The sequence below is a fragment of the Singulisphaera acidiphila DSM 18658 genome (genome assembly GCF_000242455.2).
GTDB classification, from domain to species: domain Bacteria; phylum Planctomycetota; class Planctomycetia; order Isosphaerales; family Isosphaeraceae; genus Singulisphaera; species Singulisphaera acidiphila.
This window is the reverse complement of the sequence record NC_019892.1, coordinates 7115166-7141879: the sequence shown is the minus strand read 5'-3', so window position 1 is coordinate 7141879 and position 26714 is coordinate 7115166. Positions and strand designations below refer to the sequence as shown.

Annotated in this window: 18 protein-coding genes; 6 read left to right on the top strand and 12 right to left on the bottom strand. The window is 61.5% G+C overall.

What is annotated here, in order from left to right:
- Positions 1-38: 38 nt before the first annotated feature.
- The 3 genes from SINAC_RS27990 to SINAC_RS27980 all read right to left on the bottom strand — a co-directional run bounded on the left by SINAC_RS27990 (position 39) and on the right by SINAC_RS27980 (position 7425).
- A complete protein-coding gene (locus SINAC_RS27990) occupies positions 39-4769 on the bottom strand; it encodes a PVC-type heme-binding CxxCH protein (RefSeq protein ID WP_015248934.1) in 4731 nt (1576 codons plus the stop codon).
- Between the two features lie 218 nt (positions 4770-4987).
- Complete coding sequence (locus SINAC_RS27985) at positions 4988-5815, bottom strand: CDP-alcohol phosphatidyltransferase family protein (protein WP_015248933.1); 828 nt, start codon at positions 5813-5815, stop codon at positions 4988-4990.
- A 41-nt stretch (positions 5816-5856) separates the two neighbouring features.
- The gene (locus SINAC_RS27980) at positions 5857-7425 is read right to left on the bottom strand and encodes an amino acid permease (protein WP_015248932.1); all 1569 of its coding nucleotides are present in this window, start codon (positions 7423-7425) and stop codon (positions 5857-5859) included.
- A 457-nt stretch (positions 7426-7882) separates the two neighbouring features.
- On the opposite strand from SINAC_RS27980, the gene SINAC_RS27975 reads away from it, so the two are divergent.
- The 5 genes from SINAC_RS27975 to typA all read left to right on the top strand — a co-directional run bounded on the left by SINAC_RS27975 (position 7883) and on the right by typA (position 13732).
- The gene (locus tag SINAC_RS27975; RefSeq protein WP_157579465.1) at positions 7883-8542 is read left to right on the top strand and encodes an aspartyl/asparaginyl beta-hydroxylase domain-containing protein; all 660 of its coding nucleotides are present in this window, start codon (positions 7883-7885) and stop codon (positions 8540-8542) included.
- Between the two features lie 185 nt (positions 8543-8727).
- The gene (locus tag SINAC_RS27970) at positions 8728-9627 is read left to right on the top strand and encodes a rhomboid family intramembrane serine protease (RefSeq protein WP_015248930.1); all 900 of its coding nucleotides are present in this window, start codon (positions 8728-8730) and stop codon (positions 9625-9627) included.
- 130 nt (positions 9628-9757) lie between these two features.
- On the top strand, positions 9758-10675 hold the full coding sequence (locus SINAC_RS27965) for a sugar phosphate isomerase/epimerase family protein (protein WP_015248929.1): 918 nt from the start codon (positions 9758-9760) through the stop codon (positions 10673-10675).
- 8 nt (positions 10676-10683) lie between these two features.
- Positions 10684-11739 carry a glycosyltransferase family 2 protein gene (locus SINAC_RS27960; RefSeq protein ID WP_015248928.1) on the top strand — a complete coding sequence of 352 codons (1056 nt, stop codon included), beginning with the start codon at positions 10684-10686 and terminating at the stop codon, positions 11737-11739.
- Positions 11740-11902: 163 nt separating this feature from the next.
- The gene (gene typA / locus SINAC_RS27955; protein WP_015248927.1) at positions 11903-13732 is read left to right on the top strand and encodes a translational GTPase TypA; all 1830 of its coding nucleotides are present in this window, start codon (positions 11903-11905) and stop codon (positions 13730-13732) included.
- A 58-nt stretch (positions 13733-13790) separates the two neighbouring features.
- On the opposite strand, the gene SINAC_RS27950 is transcribed toward typA, so the two are convergent.
- The 7 genes from SINAC_RS27950 to SINAC_RS27920 form a co-directional block, all read right to left on the bottom strand.
- Entirely contained in the window at positions 13791-14639 is an 849-nt protein-coding gene (locus SINAC_RS27950) for a sugar phosphate isomerase/epimerase family protein (RefSeq protein WP_015248926.1), read from the bottom strand.
- 184 nt (positions 14640-14823) lie between these two features.
- Positions 14824-15972, bottom strand: coding sequence for a Gfo/Idh/MocA family protein (locus SINAC_RS27945; RefSeq protein ID WP_015248925.1), 1149 nt, complete (start codon positions 15970-15972; stop codon positions 14824-14826).
- 93 nt (positions 15973-16065) lie between these two features.
- Complete coding sequence (locus tag SINAC_RS27940; protein WP_015248924.1) at positions 16066-17121, bottom strand: sugar phosphate isomerase/epimerase family protein; 1056 nt, start codon at positions 17119-17121, stop codon at positions 16066-16068.
- Positions 17122-17310: 189 nt separating this feature from the next.
- The gene (locus SINAC_RS27935; protein WP_015248923.1) at positions 17311-18543 is read right to left on the bottom strand and encodes a cupin domain-containing protein; all 1233 of its coding nucleotides are present in this window, start codon (positions 18541-18543) and stop codon (positions 17311-17313) included.
- Between the two features lie 93 nt (positions 18544-18636).
- The gene (locus tag SINAC_RS27930; RefSeq protein WP_244884903.1) at positions 18637-20724 is read right to left on the bottom strand and encodes an ArnT family glycosyltransferase; all 2088 of its coding nucleotides are present in this window, start codon (positions 20722-20724) and stop codon (positions 18637-18639) included.
- A gap of 9 nt (positions 20725-20733) precedes the next feature.
- On the bottom strand, positions 20734-22278 hold the full coding sequence (gene xylB, locus SINAC_RS27925; RefSeq protein WP_015248921.1) for a xylulokinase: 1545 nt from the start codon (positions 22276-22278) through the stop codon (positions 20734-20736).
- Positions 22275-23120 (bottom strand): MBL fold metallo-hydrolase, encoded by an 846-nt coding sequence (locus SINAC_RS27920; RefSeq protein WP_015248920.1) that lies wholly within the window; start codon positions 23118-23120, stop codon positions 22275-22277. The genes xylB and SINAC_RS27920 overlap by 4 nt, the downstream gene beginning before the upstream one ends.
- Positions 23121-23282: 162 nt before the next feature.
- On the opposite strand from SINAC_RS27920, the gene SINAC_RS27915 reads away from it, so the two are divergent.
- A complete protein-coding gene (locus SINAC_RS27915; RefSeq protein ID WP_015248919.1) occupies positions 23283-23630 on the top strand; it encodes a hypothetical protein in 348 nt (115 codons plus the stop codon).
- Positions 23631-23696: 66 nt separating this feature from the next.
- Here SINAC_RS27915 and SINAC_RS27910 read toward each other — a convergent pair whose 3' ends face one another.
- Together SINAC_RS27910 and SINAC_RS27905 are read right to left on the bottom strand one after the other, a co-directional pair.
- On the bottom strand, positions 23697-24284 hold the full coding sequence (locus SINAC_RS27910; protein WP_015248918.1) for a DUF3124 domain-containing protein: 588 nt from the start codon (positions 24282-24284) through the stop codon (positions 23697-23699).
- A gap of 398 nt (positions 24285-24682) precedes the next feature.
- Entirely contained in the window at positions 24683-26512 is a 1830-nt protein-coding gene (locus SINAC_RS27905) for a cation:proton antiporter (RefSeq protein WP_020467500.1), read from the bottom strand.
- Between the last annotated feature and the right edge of the window lie 202 nt (positions 26513-26714).

The window sequence follows — 26714 nt, the reverse complement described above, 5'->3', positions numbered from 1 at the left end:
GCATCAAATGAGTACGTAATCGCAATTCGATAACATTCTCACTTCTCAGGCTCAACCAATCCTGGCAATGAGCCCACATCGAGTTTCTCGTCCCCCTTGGCTTTGGTGGGGGAGGCCAGGACGAACGACGCCAGGTCGGCCAATTCTTGCGGGGTCAGCTTGGCCGCGAACCCCTCGGGCATCAGTGATTTACCGGTGCTGGTCAATTCGTCGATCTGACTCCGGAGGATCACATCGTCGATTCCATCCGCCCGGCGGATCGTGACGCTCGAGGCCGTCTCCGACGCGATCAAGCCGGTGAAAACTCGCCCGCCGAGATCGCCAAGAACATATTGCACATAGTTAGGGGCAACGAATTGATTGGGGTCGAGAACGTGGGTCAGGAACGATTCAGGCTCACGGAACTGGGTGGCCGTGAGATCCGGGCCCACGGCATGCCCCTTGTCGCCAATCTTGTGGCAGGTCATGCACTGCTTGGCAAAAACGTCTGCCCCACGCTGGCGATCGCCGGTCGGCTTCAGCGCCGCCTTGACGGCGGCTTGTAGGTCGCCGGAGAGGCCGGCCTGTTCCTTGCCAAATGCCGATCGGGCCAGAGCGGCGAGTTCCTGGTTCCTGTGATTGACGAGGAGCGGACGTCGTGCCAGGTCGATCTGGCCGGGATCGATGGCCCCTGAAGCGATTCCCTTGAGCAAGACCAAGGTCCATGACTCACGGGCCAGGAGCGTCGCAACCGCCTCGGCGCGAACCGAGGGGACGAGTTGTCGATTAACGGCGAGGATGAGTTCAGCGATTTGCGGCTCATCATAGCCGGACAAGGCACGCAGCGACGCGGTTTGAATCGCCTCGGGCTGATGCGGATCAATCAGGCGCAACAAGGGGTCGCGGACCCGGAGAAAGGGGCCACAAGCCAGGATCTCAATCGCCTTGAGCCGCAGATTGACCGCGAGGGCGTCGTTCCCCGCCTCCTCAATCGCTCGATCGAAAAGGCCGGCGACGTATCGATCCACCTTGGTCGAAGGGGGCTCAGCGATGCTCAGGTGTCCCCCCGCCTGTCTCAGGCTGGTGCCAAACGCCAGAAAGAGGGCTCTCGAAAGTGATGTTGCGATGGGATCGTCCGCCTGTGTGGCGATGGTTTCCAGCGTGCGTTGAATCTCATTCGGTTCACGCCGTGCGCCGATGATTCCGGCGAGCTGCACCAGAAAGGCCTGGCCGGTTGGATTCGCGGCGAAGCCACGATCGTTCACCAGATCGGCGAGAAGCGAGTGGGCCACGGCCGACGAGGAACTCAGGACCGCCAGCCTCATCCAGGAGTTGGCGGAATCGCGGCGGGCGATTGCGGCAAGGGGAATGGATGTGAGCGGCTGCTTCGATGCGCCCAGGTGGAGCGCAACCGTGAACCGGACGCGGACGTCGGGGTCGTTCGCATGTTCAGAGACGGCCGCGAAGACCTTGGGCGAACGATCAAGATAGGCCTCTGCCAGACGAATCGCGTGCTCCACCACCCGAGGTGAAGGATCCGCGATCGCGGTGAGCAAGTCGGCCTCGGTCAGCGTCTGCAACCCATGAAGCGACCAGAGCGCATGGATCCGAGAGACCGGGCGATTGCTCGCGGCCAAGAGCCGACGCAAGGGTTTCTCAACCGTGCGGTCCTGCCGCTCGAAGATCAACCGATGGGCCGTCTCGCGCCACCAACTGTTCGGATTCTCAAGGACCGCGACGAGATCTTCCGTCGTTGCGGAACCGAGGCGAGGCACCGGGGGGGGCCGGAAACCCTTGGGGGCAATCCGGTAGATCCGCCCTTGATCGCGTCCGCGGCGCAGGTCGAGGTGGGCCATCACGTCCAGGGGGATGTGGATTGCCTCGATGATCTCACGGCTCATATCCAGGACGTGCAACGTGCCGTCAGGGGCATTGAGCAAATTCACCGGCCGGAACCAGTTGTCCGACGACCTGACGAATTCGGTCTTCTCATCGACGCGACTCGCTGTAAACGTCGGCCCATTCGGTTTGAGACGCATCCGATGGATCAGGTTGTTCTGAGCATCACTGACGAAGACGTCGCCGTAGTAGGTTTCCGGGTAGGCCGCGCCTCGGTAAACCGTGACACCCGAGGCGGCATCGACGACGTGGTGGCTGGCCCCTGCGGCATCCGCCGAGCGCTCGCCGTGGGCAATGCGACGGCTCGAACGAATCTGTCTCCAGCCTTCCAGCGGACTGATCCGAAAAATGGGCACGTTTCCCCCGCCCACGTTCTCGAGCGCCGAGGCCACAGGAAGGAACGGGTTCCGTGCCAGGGCGTCGAGAGGGACGACCGCGTGCATCAAGGGCCGCGACTCGCTGCAGAGAAAACGATTCCCATCGTCGTCAAACGTGTTGCCGAACTGAACCGTACCGGTGATTGCTTCGAGGGCCTCGTTCGTCGGGTCAAACCGAAAGTCCTTGCCGGCGAGCGAAATCACAGGCCCTTTCGGGTCCGTTGCCGACTGGACGCTCCCTCCGTTCACCGAAGTTGAACCGTAAACTTTGTGGTCGAGCCCGAATGTCAAGTTGTTGAGCATTCCTTGTTCATTGCCGGTGCCAAATCCGGTATAAACCTTTCGGCGCACGTCGGCGCGGTGGTCGCCGTCGGTGTCCTTCATGTACCAGATATCCGGCGGCGAGGTCACGAACACTCCCCCCTTCCAGGGAGCCACTCCCGCCGCCCAGAGCAGGCCGTCGGCGAAGACGTGACTCTCATCGAATTGGCCGTCACCATCGACGTCACGAAGGAGTCGGATCGTGCCGAGTGGTTTTTGATCCGGTCTGGGCTTGAACGGATAATCGATCATCTCGGCGACGTAAAGGTTGCCGTTCTCGTCGAACGCACCCGCGACCGGACTGTGAATCAGCGGTTCCGCCGCAACCAATTCCATGCGGAACCCATCGATGGTCTCGAACGAGTCGAGTGCTTCAACGGGTGTCTTCGGCGGGAGCGGCTTCAGGAATTCACCCAACTCTTCCTTGCTGTGGGTTCGAGCGCTGGGATCGATCCGCACCGAGGTCCCCGCGTCAATCCAGGCGGGTGGTACTCCCTCGGCATCAAGGCCACCCTGCTCGCGGATCTTCAGCAGGATGTCACGCGACTTCTGGAAGTAGTCGAGAACCTTTACCTTTTCGGCAAAGTCACGCGCTCGGTGCTTCTCCATCTGGCCATCGAGCTTTCCGACCAAGGTATCGAGGTCAGCCCGATTGAAGGGGGCCTTGCCGTCAAGATAGACATAAACAGGATTGGTATGCGACTCGGCATCGGGCGAACCGGTGGGCGCGGTCCCGAACGCTCGGGCGGCGATCCAGGAAGACTTCTCGAGGGACACTTCCCGGTTCAGCTCGATCCAGTTCCCCTGCCCTTCACTTGCTGGGATTTTGAGATCTTCGATCACTTGGCCGTTGACGATCAACTGTAGGTTCGTCACGGGGGCGACCGTTGAAAGCACCTTGACCTGCGCCCGGACCTTCCGAGCCGCGGTCCCCTCCTGCGGGATGAGGGCCCCCGGCCGCTGTCCGTCCACTTCGAGGAGGAGGAGCGGGCCGGTCGTGACGAAGCTATGCCCCTCGGTAGAACTGCGAAGCCAGCCAGCGAAGTCAGGGGCATCGGCCGTTTTCCGGGCCACGTAAGTGATACTGTCTCCCAGCTTGCGGCAGGCAGGAAAGTCACTCGCCCCCACGCAAGGGAAGCGGTAGCCGATGTTGAGGATCCGATACCAGTCGTCGATCCCGATTCCACGGTAGACGCCGAACTGGAGAAGTTCGACGCCGTCAAGGTTCCCCTGGACGTAATCGGCGTAAATCGACTGGGCGTAGCCGCCGTGGGCCATGATCGCAAAACCACCGCGCTGCTTCGTTTCACGCGCGACCAGGCCGTAGAGAGGCCAGTTGTCGGCATTCAGGCTCTGTCCCTCGAGGACCAGATCATCCCGAAGGAACAGGTTCATGTGACCATAGGTCGAACTACGATACTCCTGGCCCGAAACGATCCGGTAGTGGCCCCGCCGCCGCTCGGACTTTGAGCCGAGGCCGAGGAGTTGGGGATAGTCAAGCCGCTCGCGGACGCCGACGTAGGGGCCGGCCGGCTCGTTGTATCCGAGCGGGCTCCCATAACGGAGATCCTCGGCCTCCAGCAGGTCGAAGATCACCTGATCGTCGGCGTCGTTTTCTCGCTTGAAGTGCAGATGCGTATCGCCTGAATCATATCCCTTCGCAGCCATGTCGACCGACCGCTCCAGGGTGATCGCGACCTGCCGCCGCTCCCCCGCCTCGACTCGTGTGCTCAACGTCTGGGGTCGATACTCGAATCCCTTCCAGACTTCCACCCGGACCGCGCCTGGAGGAACATCGATTTCCGCCTTCCCCTGGCTGTAGAAGAAGCGCCCGAGATAACGGATCGGCGCTTTTCCCTGCCGATTCCCTTTGCCTGCTTTCGGCCACTCTCCCGTGAAGCTATAAGGCGTGAGCGGACCAGCAGCCGGCTGATAGTAGTTGCCGTCGGCTCCGACGACGTTGATCCGGCAAGGAGTGGGGCGCCCCTCGACCTTGTCCAGAACCACGACTTCGAGGCGAGCACTCGAGTTTTCGGGTGCGGTCGCAGGCAAGCCAGGGCGATCAAAGCCTGGCGGCGTGAAGATCAGGGCCTCGTCGTCGGCTGGGGCCGCTGCCGTCAAGGCGACGGCAACCGCGATGGCCCAGCATGTGACAAGTCGGGACTCACGAAGGAGGGAGGATTGGGGTTTCATCGTAAATGCCAGGTGGGTGGGTCGATCTGGGCAGGGGTTACGACGGAAACGACGAGGGAGAGCTTTGCGGGAGAGCGAGGCCGTTGCCACTTTAGAGTAAGTCTGCGAAGCCGGTTGGACGCTGAGGTTGGAGGTTCAGCTTCAGCCTGACGCGGTTGAGAAGATGTCAGGCCAAAGCGGAAGAACCTCCAGAAAAAAACGCGTTCTCACTCTGATTCTTAGTGAGGCGGAAGGTGGCCGGCTCCAACGCCTACGGGCTCGAGGGCATCTTGCGGCTTCCGCCAATGATTCAGGGTAATCACCCAGGATGCTAGCATATAGAACGCCGGATACGACAAGGTGGCCATGGCGAACTTCCACAACGGCCCCTCATGGGGGGGGAGTTGGGCCACTGGCAATTGAAAGAGGATCCAGGTCAAAAGCCCCGCCCAAATCGCTCCCAGGACATTGTTGAGCATGTTGAATGCGCCCGGCTGCGACGGGTAGAGATAGCGACTCGGGACAAAGGTCAGCAGGCTGAGCAGGATGACGACACCGAGCGCAAACAGGCCAGGAAGCTGGAGGATGTAGAGGTACAAAGCCACGATGTTCCAGAGCGACGGGAAGCCCAGGAAATAGCCGTCGTCGGTCTTTGCCTCAACCTGGCAGAAACCGTAAGCGCTTGCGAGGAGCGGCAAGACCAACCAACCGTTGGTCCCCGATGGCAAAAGGTTCGCACGCCAGATGAGCATTAGAGGTAAGAAGGTATATGTCAGGAAGTCGGTGATATCATCGAGCTTCCTGCCATCGAAATTGGGCAAGACCTTCTTGACCCGGACCTTTCGCGCCAGGGTTCCGTCGGTGGCATCGACGAACGTGGCGAGCAACATGAGGAGGAAGACGACACGAAACGCGTCGGGACCGCCGCGGACCAGGAGAACGGCGATCCAGGCCGCAATCACCAAACCGAGCGCTGTGTATAAGTGCACGCACCAAGCCGCAAACCATAAGGCAGGACGGACTCCGTCCTGATTGCCGCGACGCTTCCTTTTGACCTGATCCTGCATGGGAACTGCTCTTTTCCTCAGTGACCTGCCACGTCAGCCGATCATTTGCCGGCCGGTAGCCTCGTGCGGTTCATGTTCGTGTCGTGTTCGTGTTCATTTCCAAGAGCCCGGTGGGTTTCGAGCACACCGGCCGCTCCACGTCGGACCAGACGATAGCAGAGAGCGCCGACGATCAGAAGGAGGGCCGTGGCCACCGGGGCACTGTAACGACGATACCAGATCGTCCCATAGATCTCCTGCCTCGGCCAGCCAATGTTAACCACGACCAGCACACCCCAGACGACGGCCACCAGATTGACGGGGAGCCCCCACCGGCCAAGCCTGAAGATTCCCGGCTCGGGGGCACGTTTCGCCCTGCCCCGCCTTCGGAGCCGTGAGCATAGCATGGGGATCGTCACAAGGAGATAGGCAAGGTTGGCCCAGACGATCGAGACCGAGACCAGGACCTCAATGACCTGGGGGAAATTCACGTTCACGACCAGGATCGCGGCCGCGAACAGACCCAGGAGGATGGCTGGCAGCACGGGCGTTCGCGATGAGCCGGAAACCCAGGCCAGGGCGTGGGAGAAGGGCAAGTTGTTATCGCGAGCCATGGAGAAGACCAATCGCACGGCGGCGGCGTGGACGGTCAAGGTGCAGATCAAGATCGCCAGCGCCACGTCGCAGAGCAGCAGCATCCCCAGGGACGGCCCGAGGATTTGCTTGATGGCGTGCTGCATCCCCCCGCTGAGATGTCCCAGTTCGGGATCGGCGAGATTGTCGACCCCCCTCAAGACGCCCAGAATCAAGCAGGCCCCCGCGATTCCCACGGCCGCCAATGCGCCCAGGATCGCGCGTGGGGCGCGGCGTCTCGGGTCGGTGGTCTCCTCCGCCAATGAACCTGCGGTATCAAAGCCGTACATCACGAACGAGGGGATCAAGGCTGCCGCAAAGAAGGGACCGAGATAGCCGAACGGCCCACTGCTCCCTCGCCCTTGCGTGTCGAAGACTACGTTGATTCCGCGTCGAGCCTTGTATGTCAGCAGCATGATCAAGAGAATCGTGCCCACCATCTCGGCGAAGACCCCGACGTTGTTGATTCGGGCGAGAAGGCGAACGCCGACGCCATTAATCAGCATGCTGAATGCGATCAGGGCACAGCCGAGGAGCACCGCATTCTGCGCGGCATCGGCCGGGCGATCGATCTCGCCGACAATCTGGAAAGCGGGGGCGATCTGTGGCAGGGTCGCCTGAAGCGCCAGGGCCACCGACGCCAGCGTGATCACCGCACAGGCCAGGTAAACCCACCCCGCCATCCAACCGACCCAGGCGGGGCCGATCTGCTTCGACCACTGGTAGACGCCCCCCGCCAAGGGGTATTGGGCCGCCAACTCCGCGAAGCAGAGAGCGACAAAAAACTGGCCGCAGAGAACCAGCGGCCAGGTCCAGAAGAAGGCAGGGCCCCCTGCCCCGTATCCCAGGTAGAAGAGTTGCGGCAGCCCGGTCAAGATCGAGAGATACGAGAACCCGGCAGCAAAGGAGGAAAAACCACCAAGAGTCCGATCCAGCCGCTGACGATAGCCGAACGCGGCGAGGTCGCTCGAATCTCGGACCCAATCCCGATTTGCCACGGACGCTCCCATTTCTTTTTTTCGATATCGGCCTTTGAATCCAACGCGATAAACCATGGGATCAATCATTGAGGAGGCACACACCTTCGGACTGGTGCGATCATCCGACCGTGGCCTTACCTCGATCTTCCCATGTTGACGTGGCTCCAACCACTGTGGCCCGTAGGGGATTGGAGTCGATCGCGCGGGGAGGGACTGAGTGTATCGGCTCAAGCTCGAACCGTCAAAAAGCTTGCTTTTCGAAGCGGATCCCATTCTGATGAACTGATAGCATTAGGGAAAATGCGCAGTCCAGGAAGGAATTTCGGGGAATCGGAATCCATGGCGTTTTGAAAGATCGTAAAACAACAGGCCGTTCCCTGGCCGATGACGCGGAGTGGAGAGCGCGGCAACTGGGGACGCCATTGGTAGGGTACTTCGATTGAATTACATCAATTTGGTCGGAATTCTCGATGTCGTGAACTCTGTCTTCGACCTGCATACCGGAGGGAACCGGCGGCCCGTTTTCTTCGATAAGGCCGTGACTTGCCCTCCTCTGGCTGAGTTGGACTGCCATGCCCAGGTTATCCGTGAGGAGTTGCTTGCCCTGCTCCCCGATAAGTCACAAATTCCTCGGTATCACGATCTCGACCAAATGCAGAAGCGGATCTCGGCGGTCGGTGATCCCGAGAAGTCCTGGAAGATTTTCTACCTCTACATCATGGGCGAGAAGCCAGCCGAGAACCGGGCGAAATGCCCGGAGACTTCGCGTCTGCTGGATCAGGTGCCTGGCCTGTTTCAGGCCTTCTTTTCGATCCTCGACGGTGGTAAGGCGATCCCGGCCCATCGCGGTCCGTACCGTGGGTATCTCCGTTATCACCTCGGCCTCGTTGTCCCGGAAACGAACCCGCCCTCGATCCGGATCAAGGATGAGCACTACACCTGGAAGGTGGGAGAAAGTATCCTCTTCGACGACAGTTGGAACCACGAAGTCTATAATGAATGCGCGGGGGATCGAGTCGTCTTGATCGTCGACATCAGGCGTCCCATGCCGCTCCCTTTCGCCCTGTTCAATCGGTTCGTCGAATCCGTGATGCGCCTGGTTTACGGTAAGCAGATCCTCAAGAAGCTGACCTGAACCAGGTCGGGACGCCCCCTCGCTCTCTCGGTCGGTTTCCTTCATGAGCGAGGGGCGCTTGACGAGTGCCCCGACTCGTTTGGTACGGTGGAGCGTCCGTCGTCGTCATTTTTTTTGATCGACGTCGTGGATCGTTTGGGAATCGATCGTGTCGCGAAGCCCCTGCTTTTCCAAGGAACGATGCCTTGCGCCAAATCGGAACGCTTCCGCCGACCCTCGACCCCAAGACTCTGACCGACCACCTGCTCACTCTCGGGGTGACCACGAAGGTTGACAAGCGTCCCGAGGGGGCCGCGGTCTGGGTTCACCATGAGGACCAGATCCCGCTGGCGAAGCAGGAACTCGAACAGTTCCTGAAAGATCCCCACGACTCGCGCTACCAAGTCGCGGCGCAATCGGCGGAATCGATTCGCCGTGAAGCAGAACGGCTCGATCGCCAATACCACAAGAACGTCCGCGACCTGTCGGGGCAATTGAACCGTCCCAACCTCAGACGCCGCCCGTTGACCACCGGGTTGATCGCAGTCTCGGTCGTCGTGTTCCTGCTCCAAAACAGCTCTTACGGTGGGGCCACCGTCAATGCCCTCTCGTTCACCCTGCGCGTCATTGATGAGTTCGGCATCCGACGATCGCTCGGCCTCCTCCCCATCCTCCACGGCGAGGTTTGGCGGCTCATTACCCCGATTTTTATTCACTTCAACATCCTCCACATCCTTTTCAATATGTGGTGGCTCTGGACGCTAGGCTCCCTGGTCGAATCCCGACGCGGGACCAAGACTCTGGCGGCCGTCGTGTTCCTCTCGGCGATGGCCTCGAACTTGGGCCAATTCTTTTATGATGTACGAGTTGGCTCTGAGCTTTCCAACTTCGGCGGCATGTCGGGGGTGGTCTACGCCGTGTTTGGGTATGTCTGGATGAGGGGGCGGCAGGAGCCGGAGTTGGGAATGACGCTCGACTACCGGACGGTTCAGATGATGCTGTTCTGGCTCGTCCTCTGTTTCTCAGGGGCGGTCGGCGATATCGCGAATGCGGCCCACCTGGTGGGGTTGGTGACGGGCATGTTTCTCGGGCTGGCTCGTCTTTAGATTCGGAAGTGAACATCGACAGCGTTGCGAAGGCGGGCTCAAGGCCCCACAATAAGGGAACGGTTGTCGGGATAGGGCCAGTCACCGACCTATCAGTCATGATCCAAAAGAGAGAGGGGAAAGCTCGGGGATGAACATCGGCTTTGTCTCGGCGGTTCTTCCGGAATATTCGTTGGACCAGGTACTCGGCTTCGCCGCCAAGACTGGCTTTTCGAGCGTCGAGGTGATGTGCTGGCCAACGGGCCGAGCCGAGCGCCGCTATGCGGGGGTTTCGCACCTGGATGCAGCGAATCTGACGCCGGATGCGATCAAGCGCGTGGAAGATCTCATCGCCCAGCACGGCGTGACGATTTCGGGACTCGGCTACTACCCGAATCCGCTCGCGAGTGATCGGGCTGAGTCCGAGCAGGCGATCGCGCACTTGCACCGAGTCATCGACGCCGCGGCTGAGTTGAAGATCAATGTGGTGAACTCGTTCGTGGGTCGAGACCCCGCGCTTTCGGTCGACGCCAACTGGCCGCGGTTCCTCGAAGTCTGGCGCCCCTTGGTCGACCACGCCGAGCAGCGTGGGGTCCGGATCGGCATCGAGAACTGCCCGATGCTCTTCTCGAACGATGAGTGGCCGGGGGGCAAGAACCTCGCGACGACTCCAGCGATCTGGCGGCGGATGTTCAGGGATATCCCGAGCCTTAACTTCGGGCTCAACTTCGACCCCTCGCACATGATCTGGCAGCAGATGGATTACCTGGCTCCGCTCAAGGAGTTTGCCGCTCGACTAGTCCACGTACACGCCAAGGATGCCCGGATCGAGCCCTCTGCGCTCAACGACCACGGGGTTCTGAGCGCTCCGAAGCTCTGGCATACGCCGAAAATTCCGGGGCAAGGGGACGTCCGCTGGGGCCCTTTCCTCGGCACGCTGGCCGACGTCGGCTACGATGGGCCGGTCTCGATCGAGGTCGAGGACCGCGCCTTTGAAGGCTCCCTCACAAAACGACTCGAATCCCTGGTGATCAGCCGGCGATACCTTCTCCAATACATTGGCGGCTGACCCAACCCATGGCGCGTCGATCAACCGAGGCTGTGCGAGCGAACGACGGTCTTCCGCTCGACCTGTCCGTCTTGATTCCTGTCTATAATGAAGTCCAGAACGTGGAGCCGCTCCATCAAGAGTTGCAACAGGTTCTCGGCTCGCTCTCGCTGCGCTATGAACTGATCTTCGTCGACGACGGATCGAGCGACGGGACCCGGGCGAAGCTCGGCGAGATTCAGGATCAGGATCCCGAACACGTCCGCGTCGTGTACCTTCGCCGGAACTGCGGACAGACCGCCGCGCTTTCGGCGGGCCTCGACCTGGCGCGCGGAGACATCCTCATCCCGATGGACGGCGACCGGCAAAACGACCCGGCCGATATCCCTCGCCTGCTCAAGAAACTCGAAGAGGGTTATGACGTGGTCTCGGGCTGGCGCAAGGCCCGGCAGGATGCGTTCATCACCCGCAAGATTCCGTCGTGGGTGGCCAACCGGTTGGTGGCCCGGCTCTCGGGTGTACCGCTCCATGACTTCGGTTGCACGATGAAGGCGTACCGGCGGCGGGTGCTCGAAGGGGTCCGGCTCTACGGTGAGATGCACCGGTTCATCCCGGTTTTCGCCACCTGGCAAGGGGCGAGGGTCGCCGAACTCGAGGTCCACCACCGCGCCCGAACGGCCGGGCGTACCAAGTACGGCCTCGGTCGGACCTTGAACGTCGTCCTCGACCTGATCCTGATTATCTTCTACCAGCGATATGCACAACGCCCGATCCACCTCTTCGGCCGCATCGGACTCTGGTCACTCGCCCTCAGCTTTCTGATGTTCGGGGGAATGCTTTACTTCAAATATCTCCACGCGCATCTGACCGGCGATCAGCCAAAATCATTCATCGAAACACCACTCCCGCTTCTCGTCGTCTTCTTTTTCATGATGGGAGTGCAGAGCATTTTGATGGGCGTGCTCGCCGAGATGATCATGCGGACCTACTATGAATCCCAGTCGAAACCGACCTACCTGATCGGCGAGATTCGCCAAAGTTCTCCCGTGACGGAGCCGGATTCCGCCGCTCTGGAATCGGCCTGATCGCGATCACTCATCCTTGCGCAGACAAGACTGACATACAATCCACCCTTGCCGATCGGGGCTGGATTTGGTATGATTCGGTGCAACAGGCTGAATCCCTCGGCAGTGTTCGCCGTATGCCCATCCCTCAAGGCCCGCCCCCTTCTCGGCGGACTCCATCCCAATGATTCGACGCGACGACATCCGAAATGTGGCGATCATCGCCCACGTTGACCATGGCAAAACCACTCTGGTTGATTCCATGCTCCGTCAGTCCGGCCAGTTCCGGGCGAGCCAACTTGTAGGCGATTGCATCCTTGACTCGAATGACCAGGAGCGTGAACGCGGTATCACGATCTTGGCCAAGAATATCGCAATCAACTACGGCGATGTTAAAATCAACATCATTGACACGCCCGGGCACGCCGACTTTGGTGGTGAAGTCGAGCGAACTTTGCAGATGGCCGACGGGGCACTCGTCCTGGTCGACGCCTTCGAGGGGCCGATGCCCCAGACCAAGTTCGTCTTGCGGAAGGCGTTCGCCAATAAGATCCGGCCGATTGTCGTGATCAATAAGATCGACCGGCCCGATGCCCGCCCCCAAGAGGTCCTCAACGAGATTTTCGACACCTTCGTCGATCTCGATGCGGACGAGCAACAGCTCGACTTCTCCTACATCTACGCTTCGGGCCGAGGTGGGTTCGCGTCGCATGACCCGACGACGACCTCAGGTGACATCCGCCCCCTGCTCGACCTCATCGTTCAGAAGGTGCCAGGACCGGAAGTCGACCCTGACTCCCCCTTCCGGATGCTCTGCACCACGCTCGATTTCTCCGAGTACGTCGGCCGGATCGCCATCGGCCGGATCGCTTCAGGCCGCGTCAAGCGAAGCCAGAAGGCGGTCCTGATCAAGGCCGAGAACGCCACCACGACCGGCTCGATCGACAGCGTGCTCGTCTTCGAGAAGCTGGGACGGGTCGAGGTCGAGACCGCCGAGGCCGGCGACATTGTCGCCCTGGTCGGACTGGGCTCGGTCGATATCGGCGACACGATCGCCTCAACGGAACGCCCCGAGGCCCTGCCTCGAATCGAGGTCGGCGAGCCGACCTTGAGCATGCTCTTCACCGTCAATGACTCACCGCTGACCGGCGAAGGCCAGTTCCTCACGTCGCGCCACCTCAAGGATCGGCTCGATCGTGAACTGCGCTCGAACGTCGCGCTCCGCGTCGAGCCAACCGCTGAACGCGACTCGTTCACGGTTTCCGGGCGCGGTCTCCTCCACCTGTCCGTGCTGATCGAGTCGATGCGCCGCGAAGGCTACGAGCTCGCCGTGGGCAAGCCCGAAGTCATCATGAAGCGGTTCAACGGGGTCGAGCACGAACCGTATGAGTACTTCGTCGTCGACGTCCCCCACGGTCAGATGGGACCGGTCATGGAACTCGTGGGCGCTCGGCGCGGCGAGCTCGCCAAGATGGACGTCCGAGGCGCTTACGCCCACCTCGAGTTCATGATTCCCGCCCGCGGTCTGCTCGGCCTGCGCACACGGCTGATGAGTGGCACGCAGGGTGAGGCCATCATGCACCACAACTTCCATGACTATCAGCCGTTCCGTGGGGAGATCCCCAAGCGGAGCAACGGCGTGATGATCAGCATGGTGCGCGGTCAGGCGGTCGCGTTTGCCCTCGATAGCCTGCAACAGCGCGGCACCATGTTCGTCAAGCCGGGTGACGACATCTATGCCGGGATGATCGTGGCCGAAAACGCACGAGGGGACGACATGGTCGTGAACCCCTGCAAAGAGAAGAAGCTCACCAACATGCGGGCCTCCGGCTCGGACAAGAACGTCCTGCTCAAGCCGCCCCGTGAGCTCACGCTCGAGATCGCGCTGGAATACATTGAGTCGGACGAGCTGGTGGAAATCACCCCGACGAAGATTCGACTCCGCAAGAAGGAGTTGACCGAGGAAGGCCGCAAGCGATCCGGCCGTAGCGGCGGGAAGACGGTCAGCGTCTGATCGAAGGGGGATCAACCACCCTCCGATCAAAACGCCTCCGATTGAATCCGCGAGCCGCTCAGGCGATCCCTGAGCGGTGTTTGATAAAGCTGAGCCCGTCTCGGCAGAGGCCGAGCGGGTCGGGGAAGAGGTCGCGCCAGACCTTGGTCGCTGCGGCCAAGGCGGGCAAGGCGCGACCGAACGCCTCGATCGTGAGCAACCCGTCGTAGCCACTCGCCTTCAGGCCGGACCAGAACGAATCCCAGTCGACCTGGCCGGTGCCGGGAATTCCCCGGTCGTTCTCTGAGATGTGGACGTGGATCGTCTCGGCCGCACACGAGGCGATCGCCTTCGCCTGGTTCTTCTCCTCAATGTGCGCGTGGAAGCTGTCGTACATCATCTTGAGCGACGGGTGATTCACGGCGCGGACGAAGCGAGCCGTATCGGCGGCCGTCGTCAGGAAGTAATTCTCGAACCGGTTGAGGTACTCGACCCCAAGTCGGATGTTCCGCGCCTGCGCCTTTTCGGCGACCTGGCTCAGGGTCTCGACGCCGGCCTTGAACTCATCCTCGGTGGGTCCATTGCCCGTGAACTGACCGATCGCCGAGTGGATCGGACCGCAGAGGATCTCGCAGTCGAAGGCCGCACAACAGTCCAGGACCTTCTCGAGCCGGGCCACTGCGGCCTGGCGAATCTGCAGGTCCGGCGCAATCGGGTTGGCCTCGGGGGTCATCACCGTGACTGCGGTTGCGCTCAGGCCAAGGCTTTTGAGCCGTTTGCCTAGCCGCTCGTAGGGCGTGGGGTCGTCGATGGCGAACACCGGGACCTCAACGCTGTCAAAACCCATCGCTTTAAGCTGATCGAGCAGACCGTCGTGCTCGGGAGTGACCTCAGTCGTCCAGAGCAGCAAGTTCATACCGATCTTCATGGAGGCGTCCTCGTCGTGGAAAGTCGGGCAACGTGGGCGAACCACTCCGAAATCATTTCTCAAGTTGGCGGAAAAACGGACGCCCGATCGCGATGTGGATTATCTGCCGGATGCCCCGACCCGGGGCACCCGGACTTTCCCCTTTTGATTGGGCTCAACTTAGCCGCCTGAGATCGGCTTTGATTTAGACCGGCACAACCGTCTGCCACTGGCCGACCTCGGCCGAGTCGAGCACGGCGTCGCAAACCGCCTGAGTGGCGAGTGCCTCGCGGAACGTCGGGCTCGTCGGCTTGCCGGCGGCCAGACCTCCGAGGAAGTCGGCGACCTGGTGGACGAAGGTGTGCTCGTAGCCGATCTGCAGACCCGGCACCCACCAGTGCTTCATATAAGGATGGTCGCTATCGGTGACGTGGATCGACCGCCACCCGCGCAGCTTCGACTCGTCGCCATGGTCGAAGTACTCGAGCCGGTGCAGGTCGTGCAGGTCCCACTTGATCGAGGCCTTCTCACCGTTGATCTCAAAGGTGTAGAGCGCCTTGTGACCACGAGCGTAGCGGGTGGACTCGAAGAGCCCCAGCGAGCCGTTCTCGAACCGGCAGAGGAATGCACAGGCATCGTCGATGCTCACCGGCTCGACCTTGCCGGTCTCGCTATGCTTCCGCTCCTTGATGAACGTCTCGGTCATGGCGGAGACGTTGGAGATCCCCCCATTGAGCCAGAGGGCCGTATCGATGCAGTGGGCGAGGAGGTCACCGGTGACCCCGGACCCGGCGGCCGCTGCGTCCAGGCGCCAGAGCCCCGCGCCCCCTTGAGGAAGCTCGGACGAGATCGTCCAGTCCTGCAAGAAGTTGGCCCGGTAGTGGAAGACCCGGCCGAGCCGGCCTTCGTCGATCAACTGCTTGGCGAGGGTCACTGCGGGGACGCGGCGGTAGTTGTACCAAACCGTATTGGGGACGCCCGCCTTCTCAATGGCCTCAACCATCGTCTGGCCTTCAACCAGATCCATCGAGAGCGGCTTCTCGCACAAGATCATCTTGCCGGCCGCAGCTGCGGCAATCGCGATCTCGGCGTGCGTATTGTTAGGCGTACAGATGTCGATTGCATCGATGTCTTTGCGATCGATCAGCTTTCGCCAATCGGTCTCGATCGACTCATAGCCCCATTTGTCGGCAAACGTTTGAGCGTTCGCCGCGCTCCGGCCACAGACCGCTTTGAGAACGGGGCGGTATTCGAGGTCAAAGAAGTCGTTGACCCGCTTGTAGCCGTTCGAGTGGGTCCGGCCCATGAAGCCGTAGCCCACCAGGCCGATGTTCAAAGGTTTCTTCGCCGCCATGGTTCACCTGATTATGTCGAGTTATCGATGTTTATGAACGGATTTTCGATCGGCAAGCGCGTGGAGAGTGTTCGCGACGGGGCGATCTCGCGATTACTCCGCCCAGCCGTGGGCGTCACGGACGGCGATCATCTTGGCCAGGATGTCGTTCCAGGTCTGTGGCTTCATCATGACGGCGTTGGGGAACATGCAGCCGTCCCAGCAGATATGCTTGAACGCCTTGGTCAACTGGCCCTTCTCGTCGCGAAGCCAGAAGCCGGCGTGGCGCGGGATGTCGAGCTTGCCGTTGGGGTCGGTCGCCTGACAATGCCGCCCCGTATGGTCGTGCGAGCCGGAGCCGAACACGGTGGCGTCGTTCTGGGCGACATGGAAGTCGATCGTCCAGGGTCGCAGCGCGGCCGTTAGCGTCCTGAGCGCATCGTCCAGCACGGCGGGGTCGCTCCAGTCGTAGCCGACCGGCAGGATCCGATCCTGGGGGGCGTTTTCCCCGAGGGTGTATAGGAGCGTGTGGGCCATGTCCGCCTGGAAACCGACGCGTTCGGGCTCACCGACTCGCTCGAGGAGGTCGACCATGGTCCGCCAGGAGTGCATGCCGCCCCAGCAAATTTCCCCTTCGGCCGCCAACCGCTCACCGGCGTCAGCGGCGATCTTGCCCGCCTCTTTGAAGGTCTGAGCGATCTTCGCCTGGTTGCCTGCCGGGTCTTGGGCCCAGTCGCTCGGCCCGCACGCCGAGTCGAACCGAACGACCCCGTAGGGCCGGACACCAAACTCGCGCAAACGCTTTGCGATATGAGTTGCCTTGCGAACTTGCCCGAGGAACTTCGTGCGACCTTCCCCTTCATCCATGGCCGACCCGCCGCCGGTCGGCGGCCAGACCGGGGCCACCACCGAGCCGATCGAGAGCCCACGGGCCTTGACCTTGTCGGCGAGCGCTTTGAGGTCGTCGTCGGTCGCGTCGATGTCGACATGGGGAGCGAACAGGAACAGGTCGACACCGTCGAACTTGATACCGTCAACCTCGGCCGCCGCCGTCAGGTCGAGGATCGTATCCAGGTCGATCGCCGGTTCCGATCCCTCGCCTTTGCCCACCACGCCCGGCCAGGCCGCATTATGCAGCTTCGGGAAGTTATTGGGATGGCTATCGCTCATTGGGAAGATGCCTTTCTGTCTTAGAAAGCGCCGGAACACCGGCCAGGCTCGGTTCGAGTCTTTAGCAATGGGGGCCAAAGAGCCGGGGATGAGCGCAAGGCGGCTTCCCCGGCCACTTGAATTCAGGTCGCTATTGACAGTTAGGAAGGGATCGGTCGGCCGAGGATTCGGATTCGGCCGACCGACGGATTAGCTCTTCCGAGCATCACCGACGTTGGGCGCATTGGGGTGGACGTCGGGGCCGAAGTAACGAAGGCTGACGAAGACTTCAGTCCCCGTGTTCGTGTACGTCACGCCCTCTTTGGCGCGCTTCGCGGTGATGAAGACCTCGTCCTTGGTCACCTCGCCGTAGCGAATGAAGACGGGGCAATCCACGTCGAGCTTGCCGATCGTGCCACGCCCTTGCGTAACGATCAGGCCGGTGGCCCCCTGGTCCTTGATCGTGACCGACTGGCCCGGATAGACCGTCAGCTCACGGGCGCTGAAGACTTCCTTGCCGTCGACCTTGCCATAGACGATCCACTTGTCGACAAAGCCTTCGGCCTCGGAACCGGCATGGACGATCGGTTCGAGATAGTTGTTGGCCTTGAAGTTGGGGTCGACGTTCTTTTCCCAGTCGAGTTGCTCGACGAGGTAATCGAGGTCCCTGTGCTTGTCTTCCGGGACGTCCTTGACGAGCAAGTCCCAAGGAACGCGCCGGCCTTCGACCATCGACTGGTACATGCCGAAGACGTCGGAACCCCACTGCGGCTCGTAGGTCACCAACGACCCGGGCGCGTGCAGCACACAGGGCGGGATCAGCCAGCCCGTGCCCGGCTTGAGCCGGTACGCCTTCGAGAAGTCGAGGATCCCGTTGTCCCCCTCATCCCAGCGCTCGAGGCAGCGGCGGATGTCTTCCTTGGTCGTCCCCGGCTCGAGCCCCATGAAGGTGTGGGGGAAGTTGTTGCCGGTCCAGTTGAGTTGGGGCGGGAAGTAGTAGCTCTCCGGCTTCCCTTCACGGCCCAGCAGCGCGGCCTGCTCGGCCGACTGGTGCATGTGGTGGGGGATCGGTCCGAGGTTGTCAAAGAACTTGCTGTAAACAGGCCACTTCTTGTACTTGTCCCACATCGTGGACCCGATCATTTCGGCCCCGTGCAGGCCGACCGCGTCTCTGAGGGTGAACTTGTCGCCGTTGTGGACGACGTAGCTCAGCCCCTCGTCGGCGGGAGCCCCTTCATTGGCGGCGGGGGTCGTCGAAGCGAACCAGCGCTCGTCGATGCCGCCACGATGGGTGCCCAGGGCATAGAGGTCCTGCGGGGCGAGCTTGAGCCGTCCGCCTGGCATCAGGAACGAGCGCGGAACCCACGTCGGGGCCAACCGCAAAATACCTTCACCGGCATCGAGCGCCGCGCGAGCGCGCGCGGCGAGTTGCTGATCGCTCATCCGTCCGATTCTCCCGCCCCAAGATCTGACCCGAGCACGACGCGCCGGGACTCATCGTTGTAAAGCCAAGGCGCTCCTGACGCAAGACAGAACTCACCTCCGACTTCCTGCGAATTCCTTGCCGGCGGAAGGCAGCCAGTGCCGCGAAAGCCGCTCGGCCTGGTCCGGCGTGACGCGGTACAACAAGATCGAATGGCCGATCTGGTCGATCGGTTTCAATTCCTGGAAATAGCTGAAGCCCTCCGCCCAGACCGATCGAGGCATCCACCTGGGCAACTCATCGTCGTAGACTCTCCACGGCAGGCCACGGAGCAAGGTCGCGCTCACCGCATAGAGTCCCGGCTTGAATTGAAGGCCCTCCAGACCTTTGCGATAGCGTGGGGAGAGTTCTCTATTGTCGATCGTTCCCGGTCGGGGAGGAGGCAGAAACCAAGGAAATCCCCCCTCGCTTCGGAACAGGAAGATGTTGGGATTGATCTGACCGAAGTAGGCCAGGCCCACGGGTTCGTCGGGGGCGTGAGTTTGCAGCCAACGTCTCAAGCCAACCAGGTCCTGACCCCAGTCGATATTGCTGTCAATCAGGTGAGCCGAGCCGTTCGAGGCTCCCCCCGACACCCAGTTGAAGTAAGCCAGGTAGTGAGGTGCGATCAGAAGCGTCGCGGCCACAGTCGCCGCCAAGGACACACCGAGGAAGGTCTCCGCCATCCGGCGACGGACCAGATCTCTCAGCCCCGTGGCCCAGGGGACGATTTTGCCTATTGATATAAAGACGAACGGGAAGCTGGGCAGGACGTAGCGCAGACCAAGATTGATGTTCGTGAAAACACTCATCACCAGGATAACCAGGGCCGGCAAGGCGAGAACTGTCACTTCATCAAACCAGGTCGCTCGAGATCGCGGGGACGCCACCAAAACGACAAGCGAGGCGAGGAAAAGCGCCCAGGTTCCTTCGGGCACCTTGTAGACCAAGGTGAGGAGATAGTAATACCACCAGCTCTTCTGGCGCACTTCACCGTTCAGATAAACCGGATATCCGTGGAGTTCATCGCTTCCGGAATCGGGATCCAAAAACTTTTGGGGGATCCCCTCGGCCTCGAATTTCTGATCGTCAAAACCGAGGACGTAGTGCTTCGGGAACGGGACGGGAAGATTCTCCAGCCACGTCTTTCGAAATCGATTGACCCGATAGTGATAGACGACATTGAGCATACGATCATCACTCGAAGGTCGCCACATCCCCGGCGGCACCGGGCTCGTCAAGCTCTGACTGACGAACTCGAATTTGCCCAGCGGATTTCCAACCCCTTCAAAGCCATAGCCGACGTTGATCACCGCAATGCTCAGCGCGAGGATCAGTAAGCCCTGCCCAAGGCCTCGACCGATCCGACGCGCCCGATGGCCCTGCTCTGCTCCCAGGAAGAGATGCAAAAACCCGAGAAGCGGCCAAAGGCCGTAGAGCAGGATCATGCTGAACTTGGAGAGTTGAGCGAGCCCCAGGCAAAGCCCGGCAAGTGCCGCCCGCAGCCAAGTTGGCTGTTTCAGCAAGCGCCAGAAGACGTAGGTCGCCAGAACGCCGAGGGATGCCGAGCCAACATCGGACGTCACCAGCCGGCAGTGCGCCAGGATATTGGGGCACAACGACCAGAGAGCCAGGCTGAGCAATCCCCCGCCGGGACCGTAGAGTTGTTTTGACCAGAAGAAAATGACCAAGCCCCCGAGGACGGAGAACAGGGGCATCAGCAGGCGAGCCCGAGCGAAGAGCTCGAAGTATTGTTGGGCGTTGTCTTGCTGAAACTCGTGAGCGAAGAAGGCCTTGTCTTGCGGTTCCTTCTGCCAGGACATGTTATCGTACGGGACCTCGACCCCTTTCATTGCAAGCACGGGCAAGGCGGCCACGAGCTTGATTAGGGGTGGGTTGTGGTGGTAGAGCCCGAACCGGCCCGTCTGCCAGTAGGTGATTCCGGCCGGTAAATGGACGACCTCGTCGATTGTCGGGTTTTCCTCGACGAGGCTCCGGACAGCGAGGGTCAGGTGGACGACGAGCAGCAAGACGACCGCGAGGAGGACCCGCCGCCGCGTCCAGAACGTTTCTCCGGCTGGCGGCGACGGCGAAGGGGGGAGAGCCGGCTCAGTCGTGCGGGCTTCCGGCTTTTGTTTCGGTCGACGAGACAAGACATCCACCTCCCGACTTCAGGCGCTGTACGACTTGACGAGGTTGCTGATCGCCGCGAATGAACCACGGAGGTCGCGGTAGAGCTGTTGGTAGATTGCATAGGCGCTGTCGTAGAACGGCTGCACCTTGGGATCGCGTTTCGTCTGTTCCGCCAGGCGGATCGTGGCGTCGCACGCTTCAGGTACGGTGGAAAACCCTCCCGTCCCGACCTGGGCCAGCAAGGCCACTCCAAAGGCAGGTCCCTCGGTCGACTCGAGGGTGTGGACGTCGTGGCCGTAGATGTCGGCCTGGATCTGCCGCCAGAGCGGATTCCGAGCGCCTCCGCCCGAAACTCGGACTTGCTCGATGCTCGCCCCCATCTCGCGAATCAATTCGAGGCTGTCGCGCATCGCATAAGCAGCCCCCTCAAGGATGCTGCGGACCAGGTGTGGCCGGCCGTGCCGGACCGTCAAGCCGATCCAGGCCCCCTTGGCATCGGGATCGAAATGCGGCGTGCGTTCGCCGGTCAGGTAGGGCAGGAAGAACAGGCCCTCCGCGCCTGGTCCGACCAGGGCCGCCTCGTCACTGAGCAAGAAGTAGGGGTCGATACCGAGCGACCTGGCCGCTTCGATCTCAGCCTTGGCAAGTTCGTTGCGATACCATTGGAGGCTTCCCCCGGCCGCCAGAACCACCCCCATCACGTGCCAGGCGCCCGGCACGGCGTGACAGCCGCGCTGAAGCCGCCCGAGCGGGTCGAAACCGAGCTCCTGCGTGTGAGCAAAGACGACTCCCGAAGTCCCCATCGTGGCCGCCACCGCGCCAGGGCGGACGATCCCGTTGCCGACCGCGCCGGCCGGTTGATCCCCCCCCCCGCCGACCACTGGCGTCCCCACGGCCAACCCCGTGGCGGCGGCCCCACGGCCGCTCACCTTGGCCGAGACCTCCGGGCTTTCATAGCAAGGGGGCAAGAGCGCAGGGTCGATCTCAAGCTTCGAGAGCAGTTCCCGGCTCCAACAGCGATTGGCAACGTCAAGCAGGAGGGTTCCCGACGCGTCGCTGACCTCGGTCGCATACGTCCCGGTCAGGCGATAGCGAATGTAGTCCTTCGGGAGCAAGACCTGACGGACTCGCTCCCAGGCCCTCGGCTCATGATTGCGGAGCCAGAGCAGCTTGGGAGCCGTAAAACCGGTCAGGGCCGGATTGGCCACCATCCGGATCAGATTCTCGCGCCCCCCTGCCCTGTGCTCGATCTCAGCGCATTCGGCGGCGGTCCGCTGATCGTTCCAGAGCAAGGCGGGGCGGATGACTTGCCCTTCCGCGTCAAGGAAGACCGATCCGTGCATCTGGCCGCTGAGGCCGATCCCGGCGACGTCCGCCGGTTTCAGACTCGCCTTGGCGAGCACCGCTTTCACCGTCTCGATCGTCGCGGTCCACCAGAGCTCGGGGGCCTGCTCCGACCACCCCGGCTTGGGATGCGAGCAGGGGTATTCCGCCGAGGCCGACGCCAGCACGTTGCCGCGCTCGTCGATGGCGAGGGTCTTAGTCCCGGACGTACCAATATCGATTCCCAGAGTCACACTCACCGCTTGATCTCCCAGCGCTCGCCGCACCGCAAGACCCGCGGATTCACGCCGACGGGCAGGCGAAGGGCCTCGGACTCAAAATTACCGATCGGAACCGTATTGAATGTGAACATCTCGTAATGGTGCGGAACGACAAAACGCGGTCTCACGACCGTCGCCAGGGTCACCGCCTCGGCGGCGGACATATTCCCTGCGACTCCACGCGCCGGGTCTCGCCCATTGATTGGCAAGAAGAGGACGTCGAACGCCCCATCGCCGAGGTGCTCGACCAAACCATCGTAGAACAAGGTATCACCGCTATGATACAGGCGAAGTCCCTCCACTTCGATGATGTAGCCCAAATAGAGGTGCCGCCCTCGATCGTCGGTGTCCAGTCCCTCATGCGCGGACGGAATGGCTTCGACCTGGAATCCACGATGGCGGAAGTTCCTCCCGGCATCGAGTCCAACGAGCCGGTCGGCGGGCAATCCGAGTCCGATCGCATGCTCGACCAGGGCCTCGGGTAACACGAGCGTCGCCTCGGGCGAGGCCTCGAGCAAGCCGGGGAGGGTTCCGGGGTCGAGATGGTCGGAATGCTTGTGGCTTGAGAGGACCAGGTCCACACGTCGGAGATCAGGCCCACGGCAAGGGGAGCGCGTCATCCGGACGTGGGGCTTCGCCGTCCCTGCATATTTCGTGGTCAGATGCTCGGAGAGATAGGGGTCGATGACCAACGTCCCGCCAGCGGACTTGATGACGTATCCGCTCTGGCCGAGCCACCAGATCGCGAGCGTTCCCGGATCAGGATGGGTTGACTCCACATCGTCCAGGAACTCTGCGCCGGCTTGAATCGGCTCGATCATCGTGCAATTACTCCACGCAACCTCCCACCCTGGGAGCCTGTTCTTGAAGGGATGTCGTCCGATGCTCTTCGCCAATCCATCCTGGTCTCTCCGGCATCGGAAATGCGTAGGAATCGAGTTAAAGACTCGTTGAATGGACACCGTTCACAAAGGAGCTTTTCCATGCGCCACGTGTTCCGCTCTTCAATCGTGTCGGCCGCCGTGATCGGCGCGGCGGGCCTGATCTCGGGTTGCGTCGACGACGCGGACCATCCCGACGCCAAGATCGCCGAGAAAGCAATTGGGATCACTGACAATAAGACTACGAAAGCCGTGGAAACGTCTCGCGATTTGCAGGTCGTCAAGGATACCAAAGTCATCGACACCAAGACGGGCGAGACGCTCAGCGAAACGACGGAGTCAACGCCGGTCAAGATTACCAAAGAGTCGAAGGAGAAGGTGAATGTCGACGTGAACGTCGGGCAAACGAAGGCGACCCGCACCGAGGGGGAAAAGATCCCTGCCAAGTGATCGCGGGGATGATGAGGTGAGCAAACCAGATCATCCACCCGCCACCATCCCGTTGCGCCAGTTCTTCTACAGCCCCGGAGTGATACCCCGGCTTCGATCCGACAGGACGCGGCCGGGGCTGGTGAGCGCCACCCCTTGAGTGCTCGCGGCTCCGATCATCACCGATTCGACATGGGGCGCGTTCACGCTCTGTTCGGCGACCCACTCGACGAGGAAGCTGGCCGAGACCCCGCCGCTCGTGTCACTTTCCGGCACGAAGAATTCGATCGAGGCCATCGGCCCGATTCGAAGCGGTTTCTTGAGATAGTCGCGGATGACCTCGCCGTCCTGGTCGTAGTAACGCGCCGTGGTGATGACGATGGGCTGGTTCCGGTCCGTATTGCGAATGCTCAGCGTGGTGGCCAGGTAGAAGGTATTGGCTTTATCCGCAGTATAGATTGACGAATACGAGGGAACGTAGATGGTTTGCCCAGCGACCACCTTCATACCCGCGGTCGACTCGATTTCCGTGACCGCTTTTCGGGTTTTTACTCCCGGTGCATGAATCTCGGCGTGCGGCTCGCGATGACAGGACGAGGGCGAGGTGAAGATAAGGACGAGGAGGAAAAGTGCGATTGCGAGGGTGAAGGCGGTATAGGTCGGGGTTTTCATCATGGCCAAAGTCCTCATCCAAAGGGGGAATACCGCCGGGCACGGCAGGTCAATCGCACACTGCATTCTCGCGTTCGGGGGCACGCAACTCAGCCCCGTCCTCCAACCTTGCCCCGGTGTTCCGACACGGATTCACCGCGCGGGCCGGGCCCTGGGACTCGAACTCGCTCGAGACCATGACCCAGGGATACGGTTCGCCTTCAGGAGAACGGCCGCAACCGTGGTGGCCCGGGGGCGTCTCGCATCTCAACGCCCCCCTCCCACGGAACGGCCGGATTTTCGTTCGCTATTGTGCCAAAGGTTGGTGGCTCAGGCCAGGAGTTCGCCTGGTTGATACGGAGGTTCGATCCCTTGCATCTCGAGGAAAAAAAGACTCGTGATGGAGCCAATCCCCTGCCGACTCAATGGACCTCGGCCCGAGGGCGAATCAATGCCAGTTCATTTCGAATCACGGCGGCCCTCGTCTGAAGGTCTTCCTCACTGACCCCGATCTGCTGGAGCAGCATCTCGGCCAAGGCGACCGCGACCTCCGCTTCCTCGTACGCGACCGCCGCGACGCCCAATTGTTCCAGAGTCTCCCGCTCGCTGATATAATGGGCCCGGACGAGCACCTTTAGGTCCGGATTCAGGGACAACGCCGTGGCAATGATCGGAGTTCGGGCCGATCGATCCGGGAGCGTCACGAGAAGGAACTCGGCCGCTTCGATCTTCGCCGCCGAGAGGATCTCCTTGCTGCTGGAATCGCCGTAAATCGCACGGATCCCTTCGGCACGCAATCGCTTGACCGTATCCACATTCAGGTCGATCACAATGGGATTGATCGCAAAATCCCTGAGAATTCGCGTCAGGGTCTGACCAACCGGGCCGTAGCCCACCACCACGGCACTCGCCGTTGAGGTTGCGACCGCGTCTGACTCGCCCAGTTTCGTGAGCGTGTCATCCGCCGACCGCCCCGTCAGCCTTGGCCCGAGCCCTGGCTTGGCCAGGAGCCACCGTTCCACGGGGCCGATCAGCCGAAAAATGAGCGGATTCACAGTGATCGAGACGATGGCGCAGCTCACCAAGACGCTCGTTTCCGCCTCAGACAGGAAGCCGAGCGAGCGCGCCTCTTCACCCAGAATGAAGGAGAATTCGCCGATCTGGGCCAGGGCCATGGCGGCTGTGAGCGCCGTTCGGATCGGGTAGCCAAGGAGGAGCACGATGCCGAGTGCGGCGAGCGGCTTGCCGATGAAGATGACTGCGAAGACGCCGAGGGTCAAATCCCAGTTCGCGAGCGTCGCCGCCGGATTGAAGAGCATCCCCACCGAGACGAAGAAGAGGACCGCGAAGGCGTCACGCATCGGCAAGGCGTCGGAGGCCGCCTGGTGGCTCACGTCAGACCGACCGACGACCATCCCGGCAAGGAATGCGCCGAGCGCCATCGACACACCGAAGACCAACGCCGAGCCGGCCGCGACGCCCAGGGCGACGACCAACACCGAGAGGGTGAACAGTTCGCGGGACCGCGTCCGCGCCATGGAATTCATCAAGAGCGGCAGGACTCGCTTCCCCACGACCAGGACCAGGAAGACGAGTGCGATCATTTTGACCGCCGTCATGAGGAGCGAGGTCCCGACCATCGCCAGACTCCCCCCCGCGATCGCATCCTTTAGAATCGGGAGCACGACCAGGACCACGACCGTGAACAGGTCCTCAACGAGCAACCAACCCACCGAGGCGTGCCCTTGCGGGGTGTGCATCACTCCGTTGTCCATGAGCACCCGGATGAGAACCACGGTGCTCGCAACCGAGACAGCCACTCCAAGGATGAGTCCGGTGGTCAAGGGGCGGCCGAGCAGGACCGCGATCCCGGCAGTCATCACCGTCGCGGCCGTGATCTGGACGATCGCACCAGGGACGGCAATCGCCTTGACGCGAACGAGATCCTCGACATGGAAATGGAGCCCCACCCCAAACATCAGCAGGATGACGCCCATCTCGGCCAACTGGGACGCAATATGCGGGTCCCCGACGAAACCAGGCGTGTAAGGACCAACCATCACTCCAGCAAGCAAATAACCCACGATGGGTGAGAGACCCAGGCGGTTCGTAATCGCGCCAAAGAGGAGGGCAAACGCAAGCCCAATGGTGATGAGTAAAATCAGCGAAACGTCATGCACGGTGATCCCTCCACTCGTCGATTCATAAACTTCATCGTGGTTTGATGACCAGGTTCGCCATCGCTTGCGCATTCAACTCGACCACTCCTCCGCGAGGTCGACTCACCAGAAGGATGAAGTCGAACACTAACGGACGAGAGGGCCGACCGTCGAAAGTTTTCTTGACTTGCCCCGAGATCGTCTGGTCCACGACCCCGCATCGACAAGGCGTCACAGGGCCTCCCCGGCGGCGGAAACCCCATCCCCGTCATGGGCTCAGGAACCCATCGAAGTC